Origin of the sequence: Pseudomonas sp. HOU2 (assembly GCF_040729435.1) — a bacterium.
Classification (GTDB): Bacteria; Pseudomonadota; Gammaproteobacteria; order Pseudomonadales; family Pseudomonadaceae; genus Aquipseudomonas.
The window spans coordinates 5,906,539-5,926,965 of record NZ_CP160398.1 but is presented as its reverse complement, the minus strand read 5'-3'; the positions used below and the strand labels follow the sequence as shown (position 1 = coordinate 5,926,965).

9 protein-coding genes are annotated in these 20,427 nt (G+C 62.4%); 3 read left to right on the top strand and 6 right to left on the bottom strand.

From position 1 onward, the window contains the following. Positions 1–2 precede the first annotated feature (2 nt). From ABV589_RS26685 to ABV589_RS26665, 5 genes are all read right to left on the bottom strand, one after another. Entirely contained in the window at positions 3–1,733 is a 1,731-nt protein-coding gene (locus ABV589_RS26685) for a fumarate reductase/succinate dehydrogenase flavoprotein subunit (protein WP_367084307.1), read from the bottom strand. After that, positions 1,730–2,482, bottom strand: coding sequence for a GntR family transcriptional regulator (locus ABV589_RS26680; RefSeq protein WP_258679592.1), 753 nt, complete (start codon positions 2,480–2,482; stop codon positions 1,730–1,732). Before ABV589_RS26680 ends, ABV589_RS26685 begins: the two co-directional genes overlap by 4 nt. A 272-nt stretch (positions 2,483–2,754) precedes the next feature. Next, on the bottom strand, positions 2,755–3,723 hold the full coding sequence (locus ABV589_RS26675; protein ID WP_367084306.1) for a Gfo/Idh/MocA family oxidoreductase: 969 nt from the start codon (positions 3,721–3,723) through the stop codon (positions 2,755–2,757). 25 nt (positions 3,724–3,748) lie between these two features. After that, complete coding sequence (locus tag ABV589_RS26670) at positions 3,749–4,636, bottom strand: Dyp-type peroxidase (protein ID WP_367084305.1); 888 nt, start codon at positions 4,634–4,636, stop codon at positions 3,749–3,751. Positions 4,637–4,778: 142 nt separating this feature from the next. After that, positions 4,779–5,819, bottom strand: a complete 1,041-nt coding sequence (locus ABV589_RS26665) for an AraC family transcriptional regulator (protein ID WP_367084304.1) — start codon at positions 5,817–5,819, stop codon at positions 4,779–4,781. A gap of 211 nt (positions 5,820–6,030) precedes the next feature. Here ABV589_RS26665 and ABV589_RS26660 point away from each other — a divergent pair, with 211 nt between their 5' ends. The 3 genes from ABV589_RS26660 (at position 6,031) to ABV589_RS26650 (ending at position 7,699) form a co-directional block, all read left to right on the top strand. Further along, positions 6,031–6,978, top strand: coding sequence for a transporter (locus ABV589_RS26660; RefSeq protein ID WP_367084303.1), 948 nt, complete (start codon positions 6,031–6,033; stop codon positions 6,976–6,978). 270 nt (positions 6,979–7,248) lie between these two features. Next, the gene (locus ABV589_RS26655; RefSeq protein WP_003225628.1) at positions 7,249–7,440 is read left to right on the top strand and encodes a hypothetical protein; all 192 of its coding nucleotides are present in this window, start codon (positions 7,249–7,251) and stop codon (positions 7,438–7,440) included. Next, a complete protein-coding gene (locus ABV589_RS26650) occupies positions 7,430–7,699 on the top strand; it encodes a type II toxin-antitoxin system RelE/ParE family toxin (RefSeq protein WP_367084302.1) in 270 nt (89 codons plus the stop codon). The genes ABV589_RS26655 and ABV589_RS26650 overlap by 11 nt, the downstream gene beginning before the upstream one ends. A 65-nt stretch (positions 7,700–7,764) precedes the next feature. On the opposite strand, the gene ABV589_RS26645 is transcribed toward ABV589_RS26650, so the two are convergent. Next, entirely contained in the window at positions 7,765–20,268 is a 12,504-nt protein-coding gene (locus ABV589_RS26645; RefSeq protein WP_367084301.1) for a filamentous hemagglutinin family protein, read from the bottom strand. Positions 20,269–20,427: the final 159 nt, after the last annotated feature.

Below are 20,427 nucleotides of genomic sequence, written 5' to 3'. Positions count from 1 at the left end.
TATCAAGCGGCAAATGCGCCGACCCGCAAACGGTCATAGGCCTGCATTTCTTCGGCATCGAGCGGGATGATGTACGGCTCGACGGGTTTCTTGAAACTGGTCATCCGGCCGTCTTCGCCCTTCTTCAGGTGGCAGTGGCAGAACCACTCACTGTCGTTGCGTCGCGGGTGGTCGACGCGATAGTGGTACAGGCCCCAGCGGCTTTCAGCGCGAAACAGCGAGGCGCGCGCGGCCATTTCCGCGCAGTCGCGGATCACGCTGGTTTCCATGGCGCGCATCAGTTCGTGGGCGTTGTTGGCTTTCATCTGCTCGAGGTCGCGCTCGATGTCGCTGAAGCGCTGCAAGCCGATCTGCATTTTCTTGGTCACTTTCGGCGGTTGCAGGTAGTCGTTGACGAAGCGCCGCAGCTTGTACTCGACCTGCGCCGGCGGCAGACCGTGTTCACGATCCAGCGGCGCATAGACCCGCGCTTGCTCTTTCTCAATCTGCGCGGCATCCAGCGTCGAGAACTCACGCCCGGCGACAAAATCCGCCGCGTTCTGGCCCGCGAACCAGCCGTAAGTGAACGCGCCGAGCATGTAGTTGTGCGGCACAGCGGCCATGTCACCCGCCGAATACAAACCTTTTACCGAGGTCTCGGCCCGCTCGTTGACCCACACCCCGGACGCCGAATGGCCGCTGCAAAAACCGATCTCCGAGATGTGCATCTCGACCATTTGCGTGCGGTAATCAGTGCCGCGATTGGCGTGGAACTGACCACGACTCGGGCGCTCGTTGCTGTGCAGGATCTCTTCGATGTTCTGGATGGTTTCCTCGGCCAGGTGATCGAGCTTGAGGAACACCGGGCCGTTGCCGCTTTCCAGTTCCTGGTGGAACTCCCACATCATCTGCCCGCTCCAGTAATCGCACTCGATGAAGCGTTCGCCCTTGTTGTTGGCGGTGTAGCCGCCCAGCGGGCCGGTAACGTAGGCGCAGGCCGGGCCGTTGTAATCCTTGATCAACGGGTTGATCTGGAAGCATTCGAGGTTCGCGAGTTCGGCCCCGGCGTGGTAGGCCATGGCGTAGCCGTCGCCGGCATTGGTCGGGTTTTCGTAGGTGCCCATCAGGTAACCGGAGGACGGCAGACCGAGGCGACCGGCCGCGCCGCAGGCGAGGATCACCGCTTTGGCCTTGATCACATGGAAATCGGCGGTTCGGCAATCGAAACCCATCACGCCGTTGACCGCGCCCTCCTCGTCGGTGAGCAAGCGGGTGCAAACGAGGCGATTGGTGATGTTCACCCGTGCGCGTTTCAACTGGCGGTAAAGGACCTTTTTGATGTCGTGACCTTCCGGCATCGGCAGCACGTAGGCGCCCATGTGGTGGACTTTTTTCACCGCGTAATCGCCGGTCTCGTCCTTCTCGAACTTCACGCCCCAGCGATCCAGTTGCTCGATGGTCTCGAAGCTGTGGGTGGCATAGGCATACACCGCGGCCTGATTGACGATGCCGTCGTTGGCAATGGTGATTTCCTTGGTGTACTGCTCCGGCGTCGAGTGGCCGGGGATGATCGCGTTGTTCAGGCCGTCCATGCCCATGCTGATCGCGCCGCTGCGCTTGACGTTGGCCTTGTCCACCAACAATACGCGCAAGTCGCGGTTCTTTTCTTTGGCCTTGATCGCCGCCATCGGCCCGGCGGTGCCGCCGCCGATCACGACGATGTCATATTCCTGTTCCAAGGTGTTGCGCGTCATGCCTGCTCCCCTTTTTGCCGGTCGATCCGCAGGCGGTACTGGAACGCATCGCCACGGTAGTAAAGGTGTTCGAAGTCCAGCGGCTGGCCGTTGGCGTCGTGGGTCAGACGTTCGATGCGCATGATCGGCGAGCCGGCCTCGACATTCAGTGCCTGGGTCAGGTCGCTGTCGGCCAGTACCGCGTCGATGGCCAGATCGGCGTGGCCGAGGGCGATGCCGCAGTCATTTTCCAGAATCAGGAAGATGTCGCGAGTCACCAGATCGGCCTTCTCCAGCCGCTCGCCGATGGCTTTGGGCAGGTAGGTGATTTCCAGCGAGATCGGCTCGCGGTTGATCAGTCGCACGCGTTTGATCTGCGCCACGGTCTCGCCTTCGGCGACTTGCAGGCGCTCGGCGACTCGTTTGTCGGCAGGGATGAATTTGAAACTGCGCAGACGGTTGATCACCTCGTAGCCGCGCCCGGTCATGGACTCGGCGAGGCCTTGCAGGCTGCTGACGTTTTGAAAGGTTTTCGGTTTGGCGACAAAGGTGCCCTTGCCGTGGATCTTGAAGATCAACCCTTCCTTCTGCAGATCGCCCAGCGCCTGGCGCACGGTGATGCGGCTGACTTTGAACAGCGTGCCGAGTTCGCTTTCGGACGGCATCTGGCTGTCTTGCGGGTATTCGCCGTCAAGAATGCGTGCGCGCAGGACGTCGCGCAGCTGGGTGTGCAAGGGGACGCTACTGAGGGACAGGACGTTATCGGTCATCAGGGATCACTTGTTATAACGAGTTATGACGTGATCTTAGAGACGTTATGACAAGCTTGAGAAATATTGTTTGGGCATAACCTTAGAGCTGGAGCAGTTCCTGAGGGCTCCCGTCTCCTGTGGCGAGGGAGCTTGCTCCCGCTCGGCTGCGCAGCAGTCGTAAACCCGGCTGAGGTGATTTACCTGGAATACCTCGTTGCCAGTATTTAGGGCCGCTGCGCGACCCAGCGGGAGCAAGCTCCCTCGCCACAGGGTTGGTTTTAAGACGTAAATCAATGGCGTTTCAGGATCTGGTCCATCACCCAATCGGTCTTGAGGGCTTGTTCGGCGACGGCCGGATGCTGCGAATCGCCACGAATATGCGCGTTCATGCCCAGCACGTGATGCCACTGAATGTGCTCGTGATGCGCGATTTCCAGGCTGATCTGCTCATCGGCGAACAGCTGAACCGGATGCTCGTCAAACACGGAGAACGCGATGTGCCCCTGACTGCCGATAATCTCCACCCGGTCCTCACGCCGATCCGCGACAAAGCTCCAGCAACCCATGCCCAGCGCTCCAGAGGCGAACCGCCAACTGGCGCTGACCGCATCTTCCGCCGCATACAACCCGGCCTGCCGCGCGGTGAAACCGGCGACTTCGACGATGTCGCCGAGCAGGTACTGGAACAGGTCGAAACCGTGGCTGGCCAGATCGGCAAAGTAGCCGCCACCGGCCACGCTCGGGTCGGTGCGCCAGTTGGCGCTGCCGTGCAGATCCGCCGCCGACGGAGCCTTGGTCAGCGTCCAGCTCAGATGCCGCACCTCACCGATGCGGTCCTGCGCCAGCCATTGCCGCACCTGAGCAAAGCGCGGCAACGAACGGCGGTAGTAGGAAACGAACAGGTGCAGACCGGCATCAGCAAACGCCTGCTGCATCTCGCGGCTTTGCCCGGCATTGAGCGCCATTGGTTTCTCGACGCAGCAATGCTTGCCGGCGGCGGCGACTTTCAGGCTGTAGGCGTGGTGGCTGTCGGGTGGCGTGGCGATGTACACCGCGTCCACCTCGGGGTCGTTGATCAGCGCATTGACATCGGTGTAGACCCGGGCAATACCGTGGCGCGCAGCGTAATCGCTCACCGCTTCAAGGCGCCGGCCCATCACCGCCACCAGCGCCGAACCGGGCGCCTTGTAGAAGGCCGGCCCGCTCTTGCGCTCGGCGACACTGCCGCAACCGATCATGCCCCAACGCACCACGTCCATGTTCAACTCCCTTTGTTCGAGAAACTCAGCCGATGCGCAACGCGCGCAGATCGAGGTGGCCGTCCTGGATGGGCGGGCACCAGTAGTAGCCGCCGGTGATCGGCCGGCTGATGCGATACAGACCATCAGTGATGCCGTCTTCCAGACCGCTCATGCGCCGCAATTGGGCTTCGAAGGCGTCCAGCGAAACACCGAAAGCGAGGAACATCAGACCGGCGCGATCACCGTCGATCCACGGCATCGAACGCCGCACGACGAACGCTTCGGGGGCGAAGCTTTCCTGGGCGGTACGTTTGACGTGGGCGGAGACTGGCGCGTCGTCAATCTCTTCGTTGTCGCTCAAGCGACGGCCCATGATGTTGTCCTTGTCTTCGGCGGACAGCTTATGGAAACCCTTGAGATCGTGCTGCCACTGCTGGATCGCGGCAAAGCTGCCACCGACCAGACCATCAGCGCCCTCGCCCAGCAACGCGGCGGCGATCGCGGCGTCATCGTGCGGGTTTTCAGTGCCGTCTTCGTAGCCGGTCAGGTCATGGCCGTCCTTGTGGCGGAAGGCTTCCTGCATGTCTACCAGGCGCAGCGCCGGGGCCAGCGCGGCTTCGAAGGCGTTGCAGCGATTGAGCAGTTCGCCACGATCGACACCGTGCAGCCAGACCCACAGCGCGTGCTGGGTCGACGGGTTTTCCACGCCGACGCCGGTCATCGCCGGGAAGCTGCGCAGACCGTCGATCTGCACGTTCAGGGCTTTGGTCAGGGATTCACCGAAACCGATCACCGCCGACTTGCCGTCCACCAGATTCATCAGGTTGTCGATCGCCTGCGGCAGTGCTTCAACCGACGCAAGGGCGAAAAACAGGTGACGTGCTTGCGCAGGAACGGGGGTGGCGAGAATGCCCGGCTGGTAGTAACTCATGTGAACTCCTTGGGAAAGTGCGCGGGAGTTTACCTGTGGCCGGAGGGTTTGTGGGGTGAAGCAAGATCAAAAGATCGCAGCCTTCGGCAGCTCCTACAGGGATCGGTGTAGGAGCTGCCGAAGGCTGCGATCTTTTGATCTTCTAAATGGCAGCAGTGCTCTCGGTGCGCCACGCACTCGGGCTCATCCCGGTCCAGCGCTTGAACGCCCGGCGGAAACTGCGCACATCGCTGTAGCCGACCTCTTCGGTAATCCGCTCGATCGGCATGTCCGGGTTGGCCAGCAAACTCATGGTCCGCGCCTGACGCACCTGCTCCAGCAGCGCCTCGAAGGTCAGCGCGTGCTCGGTCAAACGGCGACGCAAGGTGCGACTGCTCATGTTCAGGTCGCCGGCGATCTTCTCGATATGGCTGCCCCGGCTCAAGTCTCGGGCAATTGCCCGTTCCACCGCCTGAATCAGATCGAGTTTCTGGTGTACCTGCGCCGCTTCCAGCTCCAGCAAGGCCACCGCCTGACGCAGCGCCAGAGAATGATGGTTGGGCAGATTGACATCCAGCCACCGGGCATCGATCAACATGCGATTGTGCAGGCAGCCGAAGCGTACGTCCGGCCCGAGCAGGCGGTGGTATTCGCTCAGGTAATCCGGCGCGGCGTGCACGAACTCCACGGCAATCGCCTTGAATTCGTGGCCCGCCAAGGCCCGGCCATACACCAGCAGGCTGGCGAAAAATTCTTCGACGGCGAACACCTGCACATCGGCGAACGGCAAGCGGCACTCGGCGTTCAACTGCACCTGATCGCCGACCACATCGACACTGGACACCACGATCCCGCCGGAGGTGTGCTGGTGGCGGATGCCGAGGGCAAAGGCATCGCGCAAGGTCTTGCACAGCGACAACACATGGCCGAGCAGCCCCAGCGTCCCCAGCACATTCTGCGCCCCGACCCACAACCCCAGCCCCTGATTGGGCAGCACTTTGAGCGCGCGCTGAATCATCGCCACGGCCTGGCGGTAGGAGATCCGCTGCGCCGGATCCTGCAGATCTTCGAGGGTGAAACCCAGGCCACGACACAGGCTTTCGGGGTCGATGCCTTTGTTCTGCACGACTTCGGCGAGGGTTTGCAGAAGGAACGGCGAGACCAGCGCCAATTCGAAAGTGGGGTCTTGGACTTTTACGTTCATGGGGGCTGACATTCCGGATCACGCTTGATTGTTATTTTTGTAACCGGTTATGTCGAAGGAAGTTAGCACAGGGTTGGCCGACTGTCCGCAGAAGTCCCCCTAACTGTCCGCCAATACCCTGCCCCGGCGGGCGCCAAGCGCTTATTTCTAGGGTGCCGGACGTTCTGCGTACCGGCGCCCACGTCCCACCACAATAATAATGAGGACAGCCATGAGCCCGAACCGCGCCACTTTCCCCTTGCGTCTGGCACTGACTTTGCTCGGATGCACCGCGTCCCTGCCGGCCCTGGCCACCGAAGCCGGCGTCGACAACATCGGCCCCGGCACCGACGGGTTCTTCATGCTGCCGCTGGAGGTCGACAGCCTTCCGCAGAACATGGTCGCGTTCAACCTCTACTACAACCATTACAAGTCGACCAAGCTCAACATCAGCTCGTTGGGCGGCAAGGTGCCGAATGTCGAGATCGAATCCACGGCGGTCATTCCGCGCATCGATTACCTGAGCCCGGTGCGGGTGTTCGGCGGACGTCTGGCCGGCTACATCGCCCAGCCCTGGCTGAAGCAGGAAGTCTCGGTGTACGGCCTCAGCGATACCCGCGAAGGCATGGGCGACACCACCATCGCGCCGATCATCCTGTGGGACATGGGCAGGAACCTGACCCTCGGCGCTGCGCTGGAAGTCACCGTGCCCACTGGCGAATACAGCGTCGATCGGCTGGCCAACACCAGCAACAATTTCTACACCTACAAACCGCTGTTCTCCTTCACCTGGCTACCCACCGACAAGACCGAAGTGTCAATGAAGACCACTTACAGCTTCAACGAGAAGAACAAGGACACCGACTACAAGTCCGGGCAGATCTTCCACTTCGATTATTCGGCCAGCTACAAGATCACCGACGACGTGATGTTCGGTATCAACGGCTATTACCTCAAGCAGACCACCGACGACAAACAGTACGGCCACACCGTGCAATTCGCCGGGCAGGATGTGGATGACGGCGTGCGCGGCAAGGTCTTCGCGATTGGCCCGGCGCTGCACCTGACCTTCCTCAAATACGCCAGCGCGGAGATTCGCTGGGCCAAGGAATTTGACGTGGAGAACCGCCCCGAAGGCGAGATGCTCTGGGCCAAGGTCAGCATCCCCTACGCCTTCTGACCTCGACCTGTAGGAGCTGCCGCAGGCTGCGATCTTTTGACTTTTGTTTTTAAAAGCCAGATCAAAAGATCGCAGCCTGCGGCAGCTCCTACAGGGAACGGTGTTGCTGGCGAATCCGATGACAACTTCCGTCGATTTTCCCTTAGGGGCCACGGAAACGTCTGACATCTTTCCCGCCAGTGCTTCGGGATACTTCGCAATTCGTCTTGCCAGTGACGACAGCGAGCCACATCCCCCTTAGACTGCTTCACATTGATCATGGAGGTCACTATGAGCGCCGAACTTTCACTTATCGTTTCAGACTTCGAAACCCCAGAGCAGGCTGCCAGCTACGATCGCTGGTTCCGGGCACAGGTACAGGCCTCGATGGATGATCCGCGGCCCAACATCCCCCACGAGCAGGTGATGGCCGAAATGCGCGCCCTCATCGAATCGAAACTCAACAAAAACAGTGCGGGTTGACTGGCGACCTGAAGCTCGCACTCAACTCTGGCAAACCCTGAACTACATCGCTGATCGTAACGTCGTTGCGGCCAGTCAACTGAACGCCGCCATCGAAGCGGCTACCTCGACCCTCCCACTTCACCCCTATCTTTATCGCTTCGGCAAGGTCGCCGGCACCCGGGAAATCGTTGTCCATCCCAACTACGTCGTGGTTTATCGGGTGACCGACCGGATCGAGATTCTCAACCTTTTGCATGCTCGACAAGCGTATCCCTAATCCTCCCCCTTCCACTCAAAAAAAGGGCGACCCACCGGCCGCCCAAAGTACTACACGAGAGTCCTTTACAACGTCAGCTGCCCCCGTTCCTCCTCGGTCAGCTGCTGTTTCGCCTGTTCATCCAGCGCCCCCGCACCCAGCACCTGCACCGGGCTGTTCGGGTTATACCCCGGCGTAGGCGCACGACTGGCACCATCACGGCTCGGCACCAGTTGTTCGTTGCCGAAACTCAACACCTGCACGGAGAACACCGACGCCTGGTTCTGCCGCGTTGCTGCTTGCTGCTGACGCGCCACGTCTTCAGCGGCCTGGGTTGCCGAAGACGCCGCCGAACTGGCCGAGGTGATCGCACCGGTGTTCACCGCCGCCACCACCGGTACGCCATTGGTTTTACCCTGCACGGCGATGTTGGCGGCGTTGACCACGGTCAGCGCGGCGATGTTGACGTTGCCCGAGACGCGAATCCCCGCCTCGCCCGCATCGATGGTGCCCAGCGGCGCGATCAGGTCGATGTCGCCTGGCGCCACTTCGGCAATCGGGTTGAGGGTGGCGATACCCGCACCGGTGCTCGGCACCGAAGGCGACAGGGTCACGTTGCCCCAAGTGTCGTACACGCGTTTCGGTGGGGTGTAGACCACGGTGGTTTTCGAGCCGCGACCGGCGTTGATGTCGCCCTCGGCCGACCAGCCGAGGATCGAGCCGCCGAAGGTGGTCATGATCCGGCTCTGCCCCAGCAGAATGCTGCCCTGCGAGTAGAGCTGAATGTTGCCCGAACCCTGCGTAATGATCCCCGCCGTGGACGGTGGTGCTGCGCCTTCGATGCCGAACACCTGACCGCCGCCCGGCGTGAGCATCTGGATGTCGCCACCGAACAGGGTCTTGACCCCGGCACCACCGTAGAGCGTGATGTCGCCGTCGTAGCGGATCGGGTTGCCGGCCACATCGGTGGTCGGGAACAGCGCCGCGATGGCATTGCGACCACGCAGATAGCTGCCTTGACGCGGGCCATCGACGTCGTTGTACTCCAGGCCGCCCGCACGCAGTTCGGCGAAGTACACCTGGCGGGCAAAGATCGCCTGCTCGGCGCTTGGCAGCGCGGCGTAGAACGCCTGTGCCTGCTCTGCGTTGCCGCTGAAGCCGTAGCCGAGGGTCAGCCAGCTCTGCAACTCGTCGAGGTAGGTCTTGACCACTTTGCCCGGCTGGCTGTTGAGAGAGGCACTCGGATTGGCAAGGTTCTGCGGGCTCAGGTAACGGGCGATGAACCTTGTGTAATCCGGCCCCTGCGCGCCCACGCCCGCCTGCAATACCACGCTGGCGCCAGGCCGCAAATCCCCGGCCACTATCGAGCCGAGACTGGTGATGCTGGCGCGGTTTTCCATCAGGATGTTGCGCCCGGCATTGATGTCCAGCGTGCCAGGGCCGGCGATATCGAAGCTGCTGTAGAGAATATCGCGACCCGCCGACACCCGCGATACATCTCGCTGGTCATTGTGGACGAAGAGGTTGCCGGTGGAAAAAATGTTCTCCTTGCCGCTACTCATTTCCACTGTCGGCACGGCCGCAGGCTGCCCCAGGGTAGTGCCGGAAGCAACGATGTCGCGTCCGGCGATCATCCACACAGGCCCCGCCGCTTCGTACCAGGTGCGTCCGGAAGTGGAAAAGCTCAACGTTTCGCCACTGCGAATGCCCACCAGATCCCCCGTCAGCGCATAGAATCGCGCCGGCCCCTGTACGTCGTTCAATCCCGAGTAGCTGTTGGGACCAAAGGCAAACAGCGGATATCGCACGTTGCCCTCAGGTGCCACACCATCGTCGCTGTAGTTGGTGCGCACTGGCTTGCTGGTGTTGCTGTTGGTGGTATACGTGTTGAACGCCGGGTTGAGCGGCGTGGTAATGGCCATCGGGCTGGCTCCCGACTGGTTGATCGCATAGCCACCGGCGTAGATAGAGTCACCTGCCAACAGTTCAAGCTGTCCCGACTTCGACGGTGCCAGGAGCAGTGAGTAACCTTGCAGCGGGTAGATATCCACGCCAGTGAACGTCGCGGACGGCCCTGCATAGATGGACCCCTGCCCCGCCACCGCGCGCAGAATCGACGGGTAGACAAACCGGCCATCGGTAGGCGAGGTATTGCGTCCCGTGATCAGGCCGTTGCTGGTACTGAACTCGGATATCTGTGTGCCCGGCGTCAAGTTCCCGCCAGCCGAGAACAGATCGATTGCGGTGTGATCCGTCCACAATGAGAAGCCACTCAGGGTGCCGCCCTGCTGAACGCTTGCGTCGGCCGCCATGATCGGGCTGGCGTTCATCAGACTGACTCGCCCAGGATCCGCTGCACCGCCCAACACCAGATCACCGCGGCTGCTCAGGCTCATGCCCGAGTCACCCGGAATCAGTACCACGCCTCCGGAAGCGCTACCGGTGGTCGAGGTAAACGGATCAAGTGCCCGGGTTTCCCGAAGATCATTAACCACGGTGCCGGCGCCGTACTGCAGGTTGATGCCACCCAGTGCTCCACCCGTCATTTGTGCCGCACCGCGCAGGTTGATCAGCGCACCTTGCAGATCATGGACCGGTTTGCCGATACCGGTTTCTCCGGCCCGCGCTTGCAGCGACGGGTTGAGCGTGCCGCCGATACGAATATCCATGTCACCACCACCGGTCATCTGCACGCTGCCATCGCTGGCGACTCGACCGGTGCTGCCGACTGCGACGATCAGCCCCTGCCCGCGCGGATAGTGAACGGCATCGCCCATCGGTTTGAGCATGCCGGCATCACCACCAGTCCGCAGGCTGATATTGCCCCCGCCCAAGGTGCCGAAACCGGTGAACCCCACCAGGTACGGTTCAGTATTAATCACACGATCCGAGATCATTTGGGTGGCGTAACTGCCGAAGTTGATCCACCACGCCGTGGGCACATCCGGGCTACCGGTGCCTTGGCGCCACAGCCAGTTGCCCACTGCTACACTGGCCATCTGCTCGCGGAACCCAGCCGCTTCCGATTGCGCTTTCGTGCCCACCGAGTCACCCGACACCGACCCGCCGGCATTGATTGTCAGGTTGCCCCCCATCTGCGGATACCAGGCCTGATAGAGGCTGTCGCTGCCGCCGTTGACCCACTTTTCATAATCGGCGCCGGCGGTGCCCAACACCGAGTTATTGTCCGAGAGATGCCCGCGTTTCTGGTTATACAACGGGTCGACATTCGATGACTGTGTACCGGCGGTGTACACGCCGAAAGGCGAATCCATGCTCAGGTTGCCGGCAGCCATCAGATCGAGATCGCCAGTACCGGTGCGCAGGACACTGAACATCTGCGTATGAGCTTTAGCGGTTTTTCCGGGATTGTTGCCGATGCACAGCTCTGGCTGCAGATCACAAATAAATTGAGCCTCCTCGGGAACCGGCTCGTAATCCGGGCCCGCTCCACTGCCTGGCGCCCAGACCCAGCGAGCCATGGGGGCACAATCGCTCGGCTCGATAGTGCAAGCAACCAGAGCGTCATCGGGGACGGGTTCAAACTCGGGGAAGCCATATTGGTTACCCGCCGCCCAGACCATTCGCCCGGCCGATGTCGTCACCTTCACACCGTAATGAGTATCGGCCAGCCGCAGATCACCCTCGCGGGTCACCGGTTTCACGACACGGCTGTCGGCTGAATCAATATCCGCACCCGCTACCACGCGCATCGACCACGACGCACTGCCAGATGGCAGCATGCTCGCCACCGCCCAGTTCTTGCCTTGCTGTTCACCCGTGAACGGACGCAGTTCGATCAGCGAAGTGCCATCGGCAAGCTTTACATCCGTCATCGAAGGAATCAGCGAGCCGCGCAGCAAGGCCAGCGAGCTGCTCAGCTTCACACCGGAAACCGTTAAAAGATCGAGGTCGAAAACCCCTGGCAGCGGCACGCCCCCGGGCCAGGTCATGGCCTGCAGGCTCGTCGCCTTGTTCAGGCGGATACCGGCACCCAGGCGAGTGTTCGCCGGCAACGTCACACTTTCGCTGAGCAACGTTCCCGCCGCATACAACAGATTTCCGCTGGCATCATGGATAGCCCCCGCCAGCACAGTACCGGCGCTTAACGTGTACGCCTCGCCCAGTACCGCCTGGGTCGGCAGCAACGTGCCACTGGCCAGTCTTGCACCCTGGATCGTCACGTCGTAATTGAGTGTCGCGCCCACCGGAAACTGCGTGCCCTCGGCCAGTGTCACCCCACTGCCCGGCACGATCAGATCGCCACCGAACGGCTGCACACCGGCAATCAGTTTCCAGCCGGCATCGTCCTGGGTTTCCGGTGGCGGCGCGAAGCCGTCGTTGATGCTGCCGTAAATATCGAGGTTGCCACCGGCACGAATCACCAGGCTGCCCGCTTCGCCGGAACCATATACAGAGGGGTTCAACTGTGTGTGCGGATTGAGACTGGCGTAGCGGTAACCGGACAAATCCAGATCGCCCTCCACCACCAGATCACCGTCAGCCGTCTTGCTGGCGATCTCCACACCCGGGCGCAGATGGAAAGCATCGGCGTAGGTGGCGTTGTTCAACCCGGAGAGCTTGCGTTGCAGCAGATCGTTGTTGCCCAGTGCGGCGTTGATAAAGTTGCTGCTGTCGCCGTGAATGCGTTCAAGCATGGCCTGATCAATCACCTGATACGGCCGGCCACTGACTGCCTGATCGACACCCTCGCGGGCATCGGTGTAGCGGCGCAAACCGTTGAGGCCGATGGAGCGTGCACCCTGAATGGTCAACGCACCGCTGGCGTCGATGGCGATGTCATTGCTGCCCAGACGCGGCGCGTTCAGCTCCAGCGTGCCGCGCAGCATTCCATCGTGTTGCCCGGCGAGGAAACCGGGCACGGCATCGGTGCCGTGGCGCAGGTCGATGCGCGCGCCGCTGCCCAGCGTGAGCAAGCCATCGCCGGAATTCAGTTCGACCGTGGCGCGGTTCGGCGCATCGATGATCTTGCCGTAGCTGTCGACCCGCAGTACGCGACCATGGGCATCGAGTACGCTGTTGCCCGCCAGGGTCAGACCATTTTTCGCCGACAGACGAATGCTGCCGACACGCTCGCCGCTGGCATCAATCAGACCAGCCACCGTCAGGCTGCCATTGTCCACCGACACATTGACCTCACCGGCCTTGAGGCCGTCGCCGATCACCAGGTTGCCTTGCTTGAGCTGCAAGCTGCGGCTGCCGTAAACCTGACCTGCGTTCAAGCGCTGGTTGAGTGCGGCAAACTGCTCAGAGGCGTCACCACCCAGGCGCTGCGCGCGAATGTCCACGCCACCGGCCTTGTACGGCACCAAGGTGCCGCCGGCGTCGTAATAACCGCTGCTGCCGCCGACAATCTCGCCTTGCAGATCGACCATCCCGGCCGCATCGGCCAGCGCGACGACGCTGAGGTTACCGGCCTGATTGTTGTTCGCCGACAGATTGATCCGCGAGCCCGCAGCCTGAAGGATATTGCCGTTGGCGCTGTACAGCAATACGTCGCCGCCCCAGCTGTATTTGCTGACATCGTTGAACGGCAAGGTCCGCCCGGCCATGTCCAGCACGGCACTAGTGCCCAGCGTCAAATCGTTCTCGGACTTGACGGTCAGCTTGCCGCTGGCCAAGGCGATACGGCTGTCGAGCACGACATCGCGGGCTTCAAGATTCAACTCCGCACCCAAAGCATTCGCCACCCCGGTAGCCGCGGCGCCGCTGAGCGTCAGGCTGTTGCCGACCTTGAGCAGGCTGACCGATGCCGCCTCACCGGTGAGCAACGGCGTGCGCAGGTTCAGATTGCCGCCGCTGTAGCTGTAACCCTTGAGCGGATCGTAGGCGCCCTGTTCCTGATACACCGCCAGGCTGCCCTTGTGATTGGCGGTGATGCGCTCGCTGGCGCTGAGGTTGACGTTGGCGAAACCCAGCGCCAGGCGATTGTTCTGATCCAGGCCGCTGGCCTGAGGCATCGGGCCGTAACCCAGCTCGATCCGCTGGGCCTGAATGTCCAGCGTACCGCTGCCCGTACCGGCGCCACCGGTAATGACGCTGCCGGCGCTTTGCGTCGCGCCGTTCCAGATCAGGTTGGCAGTACGAATGCTCGCCACATCGTTGGCATCGCCCAGACCGTAGATCGCCGGGGTGACCAGCACCAGGTTCTGCAGTTTGCTCTGGCCGGTCTGTGGATCGATCGTGTCGAGGCTGACGCTGCCGAAGAAATTGAAGGCGTCGCGAGTGGTCAGGCTCAGGGTTTCCAGAGCCGGTGCGGCAAACTGCGTATCACCGCGCAGCAAGCGGTCGAGTACGTTCTGGTTCAGCGTCAGGCCGGCGGGCACGCGGCTGCCCGCCGCCGCCAGCGCCTCGGCGCTGCCGGCATTGACCGAGCCGACCGACAGTGCCAGATGACGGGTGCCGAAACGCACCGCTTCACCGAGTTCGAACTGGTTATCCGTGGCGGCAGTGATGCTGCCGTTCGAATACAGCAGGGCCGGATTGTTGCACGCACTCGCTGCGCAAGTGCCGATCCGGATGCTGCCCGCGCCGCTGATGCCGCTGGCCGCTTCCGGCGCCAGCACATTGGTCCAGCCGTTGGAAACGACCAACAGGCTGGAACCTTTCGGCTCATAAACGTAACCGGCCAGCGAGTCGTAGGCCACGTTGCCACGCCCCAGCGTATTGATCCCGCCTCCCGCCTCGACCGTGATGCCGCCAAGCGTTGACGTGGTACGCAGCAAAACCTGCGGCGCAGACAGAATCGCCCCTTCACGCAAGACAATACTTTCACTCGCGCCCAGGAAGCCGATGATGTTAGCGGTCGTGTTGTACAAGACATTCGGCATCGCACCGATGGTCAGCCGCCCCGCGTTGAGGCTGTTGAGCGTGTCGGCGTACAGCGACACACCGTTGAAACCCAGTGTCGATGCACGGCCCGCACCCAGTATCTCGAAGCTGCTCCCGGCGTTGCCGCCACGTACCACCGCTGTGCCGGCCATGCCGCCCTCGGCAGCCTCGAACAGCGTGCGCCCGTTGAACTGCAAAGCGATGTCTTGCTTGCCGCCGGAGGCCAGGCGCAGATCCAGTGTCTTGCCGTCCATGGGTGCCAGCGCACGCGGCACACCGCGCCGGGCGGCGTCGCTCTGGATGAATTGAGAGAAACCGGTTTCGTTGTACTGCGAGTAACGACGCAACACATCGGCTGACGTGAGAATCAACTGACTGGCCAGGCTGTCACGCAGGCCGGTATTGGCAATCGACAGCTGCCCGCTGCTGGTCCATGAACCATTGCGCAGTGGCAACGCCCCCGTTGTCACGCCGGGTGCTGCCTGACCGTTTACCTCAACCCGGAACGCACCAGGCATCAGGGCAAACGTTGACGGCAACAGTGTATAAGTACCCGCCGCCAACCCCGGCACACCGGCGCCAATAGTGATCTGCTGGCCAATGCGCGGATCGCCCGCACCCGCTTCGGCCAGCATCGGCGCGTAGCTGCTCTGGTTGCCGGGCACGATGGCATACACCGGGTTGCTCGCCAGCCCCGGCAGGCTGAAGGTGCCGTCAGTCGCAGTGCGCACCAGCGGGTTGAAACGTGCATCGGTGGAACCCCCGCGACCGGACACGAAACCGGCGCCACGCAGATCGCCACCGCCGGACAGGTCGATGACCGCACCGCTTTGCACATCGGCGAACTGCGTGCCGATCGACACGCCTGATGTTTCGCCGGAGATGCCGTCGAGCACCACGGATTTGCCGTTATAGCGATAGTCGATACCGTCCGTGGTGCCACCGTATGGCATGACCAGGCCGGCACCGCTGACCGAAGTCAGACTGCCCGGCAGGAGACGAACCTCGTGAGTGGTGCTGAGCAAATCGTCACCCAATACGATCTTGCCCAGCGGTGCACGCAAGACACCGCCCTGTTCGATGTACGCGGCGGAAAAAATCAGCTTTCCGAATGCCGAGTACGGCACCGCAGTCGGTGCCGCGCCGTGGCCGCTGATCCGCAAGGTGTGTTCGGAAACCGGGACGGCGCCCTGATAACCGGCACGCACCTCAGCCTGAATGCCGGTGGCGGGATAGATCTGCGCCGCACCGAGGTTCAAGTCGCCCGGCGTCCACAGCCTGGTTTTCTCCGCACCATCATTCGGCGCGAGGAAGCGCAGGTCGCCGCTGCTGTCGAGGCTCACCAGACCGAAAGCCCGACGGCTGTATTCAACGGCCGGCGCCTGCCGTTGCAGGATCGAACCCTGAGTCCCGAAGGACAGGCCATTGCCCACGTCCAACAAATTCGCGGAGGCATTGAACGTTGCATCGGACGATCGGGCCGTCGGGCCAGGGAGCAACCGTGGACGCATCATGTTGAAGCCGGCGAAGTAGGTGCCCACCCCTGACAGATGCAGGTATGGAGCACTCAAATCAACCCGTGCCGAGCCTTTGGAATTCTCGGCGAGAGACAGAGCTGCGGCGAAGAGACTGAGGCTCTGATTCATGCGCAGATTGACGTCACCGTCAAACGACAACAGACCGTTGCTCAGCAGGCTGAGATTGTCGAAACCGCCCGTCATCAAGCCATCGGCACTCAGACGGGCTTGACCGTAACGCAAGCCATCGGCGCCTTCGCCGGGTTGCAGGTTCGCGGGCAGCAGCTCGTTTTCTGCCGCTTGGCCAATGATCATTTCCCTCGGTGCCCGCACCGCGTTGCTCGCCGAATCGGAATACAACGGCGTCTCCAGCGCCAGTTCCAGACGACCACCGGCCGCGCCGACGCCACCCGCCGCCGCACGCAAGTTGCCTTCAACGAAAAGACCGTTATAGGAACTCAAACTGATGCGCCCGCCGTCCGTTGCGATACGCGTCGGGCCTTGACCGGCGATATCCAGAACGGCCTCGGTGCCCGAGGCATCCAGCCGCGCGCCCGGACGCACAATCACGTAGGCATCGGCAGCCGTGGCGGTTGCCAGTTTCGCATCGATCTCGCCGCCGATGATGATGCTGCCGCCCTTGCCGACCTGACCGTAAGTGCGGCCCAGAGTGTCGGTCGCCGTATTGGCACGCCCGGCGACATCCAGCACGGCCTGCTCGCCGATCCAGATCGAGCGGTCATGTGCGCTCGGATCAGCCGTTTGAATCGAAGTGGCCGGCTGGATCGAGCCGAATTGTTGCTGACGAATATCGATCGTGCCGCCCCAGGCATTCAGTTCACCGTCGACAGTGATCTGCCCGGCACCGCGCAGCTTGATGCTCTGTCCCGGGTCGACGCTGATGCGCGAGCCACGGCCCAGGGTCAGGGGGCTGTCGGCCGCGTCGATCAGCCCGACCAGCGTGGCGCCACCTTGCAGGGTCAGGCTGGCACCGGCACGTTGGGTCAGCACGCCCTTGGTCGGGTTTTCCTGGAACAGCGTCGGTGTCCACAGCTCCAGTGCCGTGCGCGGATCGACGCCACTGACCTGATTGGGTGCCGCATCACCGAAACGGTACACCGGCAGGGTCACATCAATCGCAGCGCCTTCGGCAACGTCGAGCCCGCTGAGACCGATCAGGTTGTAAGCGGAGAACCCCTTGCTGAACAGGTCGGTGGACAGTTGCAGGGTGTTGTCTGCCAGGGCTTTATCCGTCTGGCCGACGAGAATCCTGTTGGCCTGCACCGTCAAGGTGCCGCCGCCCGTGACGCCATAACCGCGCAGTTCGCCATCGAGGTTCAGATGCGATGTGCCCGGCGCGGAAATAGCGCTCGACTCCAGCGTCAGATCACCGCCCTTGCCGCCCCGGGTCTTGCCATTGGCGAGCATGGCGCCACCGGAAGAAACGTCGAGCAGGCTGCCGGCAGCGACGTCGATATCGCCGCTGCTGCGGATCGATATCAGGCCACCGTTCAGATACGCGACGCTGGCGTTATCGTCCGGGTTGGTGCGCAGGTTGCTCCACAGCCCCCGGGTGTCGAGATGCACGCCCTCGGCGATGCGGGTTTGCGTGGTTTTTTCGGCTTTGGCCGCCAGGCGAGTGTCGGTGTTTGCGCCACCATTGAACTGATTGAGTACGTTGCCCAGACGCAGGCTGCCACCGCGAGCAGTCAGGTCGGCGCCGATCTGAACATCCGGGGCGTACAGGGTGATGTCGCCACCGCTATCGACCGTAAGCGCACCGTCAACGGCGATCTGATCCTTGGCCGAAACCTTGAGCGCACCGAGGCGGAACCCGTTGAGCTGATCGTTATCGAGATACAGCTTGCCCTTGCGGGTATCGGACACCGCGCCGGTGAGGTCCGGATCATTTCCGGCCACCGGGCGCGCGCCACCGATTTGCACCTGATCGAGCAATGGATCGAGGGTGTAGAGCAGGCCATTCGACGCCGCGACAAAGGTCGGGTCGTAACTGCCGACGATCAACTGCGCACGCCGGGCCAGCGCGGTCTGGCTCTGCTGGTAGCCGTCGAGCACCGGTTTCGGCGCCTGATTCTGCCGCTCGCCCTGGTACACATCGCCGATCATCTGCCCGTCAAGCACGGCGTTGGCCGTGGCGATCACCAGTTGCCCGGCATCGCGGCCCACGGTGTAACCCGACTCGAAACGCGAGCGCGGGGCAATCAGCGGGCTGTAGTAATAACGGGTCTGGCCCCAGCGTTCGCTGCTGTCTTCATAGCCTTTGTACAGGCCGGTGTAGAGCAGATCCCCCGGCGCGCGCGACACTTCATACAGCTTGCCGTCGGCGCCACGCAGCCAGCTCTGGCGGATCTCGCCGCTCTGCACATCCAGGGTGCCGCCGGACAGGTTGATCAACGAGCCTTTTTCCGTGACCACGTCGTTGCCGGCAAAACTCACCGTGCCCCCCTGAGCCATCCATTCGCCAACGCTGTGCCCTTGGGTGCCGAGGTAACCGCCGACTTCGAGCAAACCGCCCGCCGTGTACCAGCGATCCGTGGCGTAGCCGTTGGTGCCGGCCGGCACATACACCAGATCGCGCACATCGACCCAGATGTCATTGCTGTTGAGCGCGCCTTTCTCGCGGTTGACCGAGGCATCGCGCTGCTCGTTGCCTTGCACGTTGATCTTGATGCTGTTGTTTTCCATCGCCACTTTGACGCCGAGGGCACCGGACACATCGATCATCGCGCCGTCGCGCACCAGGCTGCGGCGCTGTGCGCTGACCGCGACCTGGCCGCCGGTGGCCAGGGTGATCGAGCCGTTCTGGAACTCGACACTGCCGCCGCTCTGAATCTCGACGCGTGACTGGTCGCTACGGATCCGGTTATTGGCCGTGACGCCCGTCAGCGCGGCCTGATGCTGGCTGTCGAGGGCGGTCAGGTCACTGCTGTCGAGCATGATGGCCGTGGCACTGCCCTGCCCCAGCGTGACGCTGCCGCTGCTGTCGGTGTTCGGGTTGGTCAGGTGAATCGTGCCACGCGTTGCCACTGACGTGCTGGCGAGCAATACACCGTTCTGCACCACCTCATGACCGGTCAGGGTGATGTCGCCGGTGGCGGACTGGATCAAGCCGTTGTTAGTGACTTTTCCCGCCACGGCACTGGCCTTGAAACCGGGGATGACTTCGTTGCCGAAGGTGGTGGACAGCGCATTGCCCTCGGTGCCCGAGCCCTTGCGGATATAGAAACGGTCACCGGCGGCGAGCACGGTCTGGCCCTTGGCGGTGCTGATGCTGCCGTCATTCTGCACTTCATTGCCGAGCAGCAAGGCATAACCACCGGCAGCGGTAGACGATGCCGGCTTGTGGGTGTCGATGGAGGCACCGCGTTCCACCAGCACCTTGCCGACGGCATCGGTGAAGGTCGGCTGGGTGCCGGTGCTGTCGAAATACAGGCCCCGATCGCGGAACTGGATATCGGTGATATTCGCCGCTGCCGCCACCAGGTTGCGCACGTTGACCTGACTGCTGCCGCTGAACACGATGCCATTGCGGTTGATCAGCATCACCGTGCCGTCGCCCTTGATCTGGCCCTGGATCTGGCTGGCCCGGGCATTCGGGTCGTTGACCCGGTTAAGCACTGCCCAGTTCGACTGCTGGGCGAAATCGACCGTGGTATTGCGACCGACGTTGAAGGTTTCCCAGTTGAGAATGGCCTTGTCGGCGGTCTGCTCGATTGTCACTGTGGTTTTGCCATCGACCTGGGTCTGCTGCGGGCCCTTCGCGTTCTGCCAGCCTTGAGTCAGGCTGTTGTCGACCTTCAAGCCACCCTCGCCCAGGCCGTCCGGCACGAACTGCACCGTGCCCAACGCAGCAGCGCGTCCGGCCGCCTGCGCCGCCTGTTGTGCGGCAATCGCGGCAACCGTGTTGTTCAGGGTCTGGATCGAACGCTGCAACTGCGCATTGGCTTTTTGCTGTTGGGCCAATGGCGGTATCATCCCCGGCAACCCGCCAACGCTCGGACGCGCCGCTGCGGCCTGCTGCGCTGCCCCCTTGGCGGCAAACCAGCTCGAACTGAACGCCGTTTGCGCCTGCGCACTGCCCGCCACCAGACACAACGCCACCGCGTGCGCCAATGGCTTGAGCAGCCACAGCGTCGGCTCCACGGCATCACGCTGGAAGGACTGAACGTGGGTACGACGACGGGATGGGCGAGCGAGCATCACTACGAGATCCTTTTTTGATTGCCACATATGGCCGCAGGCGCGCAAATACCTGCTGTTACGACATAGGCAGTTGGCGGAAGGCGCGACCGAACGGATGTCACACAAACTTCATGTTGGGCGTGTATCCGAGCCAAAAAAAATGACGGCAACCCGAAG

What these genes read in the sequence shown, in the direction of transcription:
- ABV589_RS26655 (WP_003225628.1), top strand. Translation starts at nt 7,249, where the DNA reads ATGAGCGCCGAACTTTCACTTATCGTTTCAGACTTCGAAACCCCAGAG.
- ABV589_RS26665 (WP_367084304.1), bottom strand. Translation starts at nt 5,819, where the DNA reads ATGAACGTAAAAGTCCAAGACCCCACTTTCGAATTGGCGCTGGTCTCG.
- ABV589_RS26675 (WP_367084306.1), bottom strand. Translation starts at nt 3,723, where the DNA reads ATGGACGTGGTGCGTTGGGGCATGATCGGTTGCGGCAGTGTCGCCGAG.
- ABV589_RS26660 (WP_367084303.1), top strand. Translation starts at nt 6,031, where the DNA reads ATGAGCCCGAACCGCGCCACTTTCCCCTTGCGTCTGGCACTGACTTTG.
- ABV589_RS26645 (WP_367084301.1), bottom strand. Translation starts at nt 20,268, where the DNA reads ATGCTCGCTCGCCCATCCCGTCGTCGTACCCACGTTCAGTCCTTCCAG.
- ABV589_RS26685 (WP_367084307.1), bottom strand. Translation starts at nt 1,733, where the DNA reads ATGACGCGCAACACCTTGGAACAGGAATATGACATCGTCGTGATCGGC.
- ABV589_RS26670 (WP_367084305.1), bottom strand. Translation starts at nt 4,636, where the DNA reads ATGAGTTACTACCAGCCGGGCATTCTCGCCACCCCCGTTCCTGCGCAA.
- ABV589_RS26680 (WP_258679592.1), bottom strand. Translation starts at nt 2,482, where the DNA reads ATGACCGATAACGTCCTGTCCCTCAGTAGCGTCCCCTTGCACACCCAG.